Source organism: uncultured Boseongicola sp., from assembly GCF_937988555.1.
Taxonomy (GTDB): domain Bacteria; phylum Pseudomonadota; class Alphaproteobacteria; order Rhodobacterales; family Rhodobacteraceae; genus Boseongicola.
The window spans coordinates 1-4,610 of the sequence record NZ_CALJXO010000135.1 but is presented as its reverse complement, the minus strand read 5'-3'; the positions used below and the strand labels follow the sequence as shown (position 1 = coordinate 4,610).

General features: G+C 49.2%; 4 protein-coding genes. All 4 read left to right on the top strand.

Annotated elements, in window-relative coordinates:
* Window positions 1–634: ion channel (locus Q1B15_RS07320; protein ID WP_299752315.1), on the top strand; the 634-nt coding region annotated here is incomplete at its 5' end.
* Between the two features lie 30 nt (window positions 635–664).
* Window positions 665–2,638 (top strand): mechanosensitive ion channel domain-containing protein, encoded by a 1,974-nt coding sequence (locus Q1B15_RS07315; protein WP_299752312.1) that lies wholly within the window; start codon window positions 665–667, stop codon window positions 2,636–2,638.
* 43 nt (window positions 2,639–2,681) lie between these two features.
* On the top strand, window positions 2,682–4,367 hold the full coding sequence (locus tag Q1B15_RS07310) for a hypothetical protein (protein ID WP_299752309.1): 1,686 nt from the start codon (window positions 2,682–2,684) through the stop codon (window positions 4,365–4,367).
* A 2-nt stretch (window positions 4,368–4,369) separates the two neighbouring features.
* Window positions 4,370–4,610: histidine kinase dimerization/phospho-acceptor domain-containing protein (locus tag Q1B15_RS07305; protein WP_299752306.1), on the top strand; the 241-nt coding region annotated here is incomplete at its 3' end.

Sequence of the window (4,610 nt, the reverse complement as noted above, 5' to 3'; positions counted from 1 at the left end):
TTTTAGTGGAGCAAACCTCACAGGTGCTAACTTCATGTCAGCCAACCTAAAAAACGCCGTAATGCGTGGATCTGACCTTACCTCAATCGACTGCCGTTACTGTAATATTACTGGCGTGGATCTCACCTTGTCAAAATTTGGCGGTTACCGAACGATGCAGGATCGCTTTTACGGTATCCGCGGCATCGACAGCTGTTTTGGCAACGCGGTCTTCATTCGGGATGTAAGGGATCAGGACTACATAGATACGCTGCGAATATCGATTGAGGCAAAACCTGACGGGTTTGTAAGATTTTTGGAACTGGTGTTGTTTCGTGCATGGGGCATGATTGACCATGGTCGGAGCCTTCTGAAGGTAGGGTTTTACGCTGTGATCATCTCGACTCTTTACGGGCTGATTTACACCGCCGACATGAATCTGGCCTGGGGAATGATGGACTATTCCAACTCGGCAAATACTTGGTTCACCCCGTTCTACTACTCCCTGGTCACCTATACGACGCTTGGGTATGGCGATGTGACGGCAAACTCTCTCATTGGCGAAATGCTTGTTATTAGCGAAGTCGTTGTAGGCTATTTTACGCTTGGCCTCTTGTTGTCGATCCTAGCAAACACCATCGCCCGACGCAGCTGATAACGGCTATTAAAAGACAGGCAGAATACTGTGGAAGAAGCAAGCAGCATGATCGAAGCAGTGGTTTTCTTCCTGTTTCTGATATGTGTCACTTCGGTTTTAATTAGAACCGCCATTGCCGTTTCACGCTGGAAAAAATACCGTTTAAAGTTTTCGGTCGAGTTGGTCGCTATTTGGTCCATCTTGTATTTTTTGGTTCGCCCAGCGTTCGATTTTCTTGAGTGGGGTGACATAGTTCCGGAAGTCCAGCGGGCGGTTGTTTTCCTGTGGGGGATCTCAGTCGCTTTCCTGGTGAACTCGGTTCTGATCAGGTTCTTTTGGGACGGACTTTTGTCCTTCCACGGCGAACGCCGGGTTCCAAAACTGATCACGGACGTAGTCGGTCTGGCGATCTATTCTGTCGCCGTGATGTTCGTATTACATTACGTGTATGGACAGCCGATAGGCCCAATTTTGGCCACATCCGGGGCCGCCGCTGTTGTCATCGGTTTTGGAGCACAATCGACCATTCGTGAGATTTTCTCAGGCTTTTCGCTCAATGCAACCAAAGCGCTTCGCATCGGTGACTATGTCGAGATCGATGATGTGTATGGGCAAGTGTACGACATTAACTGGCGCAGCGTGTCGTTGCACAACCCGCATACAGACTCACTCTACATTTTTCCCAATAGTGCGGTCGCGGATACAAAAATCCTGAACTTCAGTGAGCCAAAAGATGTCTTCAGGTACTATGTTACGTTTACGGTCGAACTTTCTGCTCCTCCTGAGAAAGTCATTCGAACAATTGCAGATGAGTTGAAGCATTCCAAATATGTGTTCAGGGACCCCAAACCGGATTTCAACATCCTTGGATACAGTGAACGTGGCATAGATTACCGTGTCAGATACCATTTCGAAGGTGACGACCCGTGGTGGGATGCTCAAAACGAAATGGTCATGGCCATCTGGTCGGCCGCGCGGCGGACCGACTTCCGGATTTCGATGAACAGAATGTTGCAAAGCTCCCCGGAAGAATGGCCTTACCTGGACGAAAAAGTAACAGCAGTGACTTCGGCTGAAGCGGTCGTTGCGCTGGTTAAGGCTAATCCCGTTCTGGGAATACTGGGTGACGAAGAAGTCGATATATTTTGTAAATCATACAGGACCTTTGATTTGAGTCCGCCTTCATGTTTTTTCCTGTCAGGGACAGTTCCCGAAGGGCTTTACGTGCTTGTCGAAGGGGAAGTCAGTATTCTGGAGGATTTCAGAGATTCACATGACCTCGAAGTAGATACTATCGGTCCGGGACAATTGTTTGCAACCGAAGCCATTCTCTCTGGCGGGGTCAGTTCCAATTCAACCCGGGCAGAGCAGTATAGTATTGCAGTCTGCTTCGATGCCGCAGCGGTGGTCGAGGTCGTTGAACAGAGACTGGACCTACGGGAAAACCTTGCGAATCTGGTCGAGCAGAACAATGCTCGTCGGAACAAAAGGCGGGACGAAGAGACCCGGCGCGTTCTGATCAAAGAGCACCATAAAGCCAAGAGAACCTCGTTGGAAGGTGTCCGACGCGGTGTCGATGATATGATGAACAAGCCGGTTCTTCACCACATTCTCGATCGGTTCTCCACGAAAGTTCAAAATGAAGAACTGGCTGAGGGCCTTGCTGCTGTGGCGGCGTTGCTATCCGTTGCCCGTGGCGTACCCACCCAGGAAGACAAAGAACATTTCGAAGAGGCCCTTCGCCACTCAGACCTGTTACGCCATCTGAATCAGGATACCTGTCTTTACCGATATGATGAATACATCAGTATCTTGCTGGAAGATGGCGAGGCCGGTGAAAAACGTGTTCTGAGGAATCTCTCCGAAGCGGCTCGGGTTCGCAATGGAGCAGATATTGTTCATAACGTTGCCAAAGGCTTGTGCGGTCTTAGCGAGCTGCCAACCCAAGAGGAACTGGCAACGCTGAAACTGATTGACGAAAGCCTTTCAGCCGTCATTACGAAGCGGAAACAAAGCCAATGAACTACTGCCTGTGTAAAAAAATTTGCAATAGCGAGGAACGTTCATGACCGGTCCTGGAGCACTGACTTTTGTCGTTGGTATCACTGGCCACAGGGACATACCAAAACCCCTATGGCCTCTGATCAAGGAACACGTTTCAGCCCAACTGCAACAGATCAAGGCAAACTTCTCATCCCTGCCGGTCGAGGTCGTATGTGGTCTTGCTGAGGGGGCTGACACGTTGGTTGCTGAAGTTGCGCTTGAGTTGGGGATGGCAGTGCGTGCCGTCTTGCCTATGCCAATCAGTGATTATGAGGAAGATTTCTCGGAAGATGGATTGGCAACATTCAGACGGCTTATCAACACCGACGAGGTCGTGGTCGAGGAGTTGCCGCTGTCTAATTCATCAAAACTGCACCGGGACAGCCAGTATCTGATGTTGAAAGATTACCTTGTCCGACGATCAAATGTTCTGATGGCTTTGTGGGACGGCGTGGCGAACCAACTTCCTGGCGGGACCTCGGATGTCGCCCTGTCTTACCTGACTGGATCATCGGGTTCAGGTGTTCAAAAGGTTACGCGGGAATCGACACTTGGGGATGATGAAAATCTGGTAATTTCCATCTTCTCTCCCAGAGAATGGAGTGACGATGCTGATGGGCAGGTGGGTTTTGAATACCTGATGTCTGAAGGGTCACCGGGGTGTATCGCCAGCCTGTTAGATTTTCCGAAAAAAGTATCCGACCGATGGGTGGGTTTTGAAAGATATGCTTCTGAGCGATTTTCTGACAATGCGAAAGACATCGTTTCGTATGATTTTTTCGTTCCCGAAGACGCTGAGCATTCTCCAAACTTCGAGCGGCTGAATGGAGAATTTGTTCGTGCTGACCAACTTGCTATAGCAAATCAGACGAGATCTGATTTCCTGTTCAAGAGCTTTGGTCTGATGGCTGGCTCAATGGGCTTGTTTTTCCTGATTTATGCCAAACTAAGTTCGTCAAATGTGTATCTCGTTGCATATTTAGTGTTGTTTGCCGTTGGCTATGTCCTGTTCAGAGTCAGTCGCGATAGGGCATGGTTTTCGAAACATCTGGCCTATCGGGCCTTTGCTGAGACGATCCGGATTCGATATTTTCTGGAACTTGCAGGGTGTGGGCACTCGACCTCTATCGAGGATCACCTTAAACTGATGAAGGTCAACCGTTTCAATGGTTTGGAGTGGCTGTATGACGCCGCAAAGAGTGTTGAACCCTTACCCTCAGCTCATACGTTTGGCCGGGATATTGCCGCTGTCAGGAAGCGTTGGGTAGAGGACCAATCGGGTTATTTCAAAAAGAAAGTCCACCAACTGCATCATGAACATGAACGACTTGAGATGATCAAGCGCCTGCTGTTTATTGGGTCTTTTCTCGGAACTCTTGCGCTCGTGTTTTTCAAGAAAGATCTATATCACCTGAATGTCATGGCGACCGATGGTAAAACGTTTCTGGTCTTTCTGATGGGACTCTTGCCGCTTTGGCTAGCCCTTTGGGAGCTTTATCAAGGCAAAATGGCGGTGCGTGAACTTGCCTGGCAATATTCAAATCAAGCATTGTTGTTTTCGGAAGCAAGTCGGCGACTTGAAACATTGGAGAATGAAGACGCGAAGCTGACCATCATTGAAGAACTCGCAGACACCTCACTGATAGAGGCGCTTCAATGGACGGTGCATCGTTTTCATCGAGACCATGAACCTCCGACGGCAGGGTAGTCATGACAGAAGCGCCTGAAAACTCGTTTGCGACACTATTGTCAAAAATCCGGCATGATCTGCGAACACCTGTTGGGCACGTGATCGGCTATTCCGAAATGATCGAGGAAGAGCTGGAGGACGTGGGTAAGCAGGACAACGCACATGATCTTCAAGCCATTCAAAATGCGGGACAGCGTATCCTGGCGTTGATTGATGATCATTTCAGTGCGGGAAAAACCTCACCCGATCAAATTTCCATTG

Excerpts from the sequence above, each read along its gene's own strand:
- Q1B15_RS07310 (WP_299752309.1), top strand. The coding sequence starts at position 2,682 with ATGACCGGTCCTGGAGCACTGACTTTTGTCGTTGGTATCACTGGCCAC.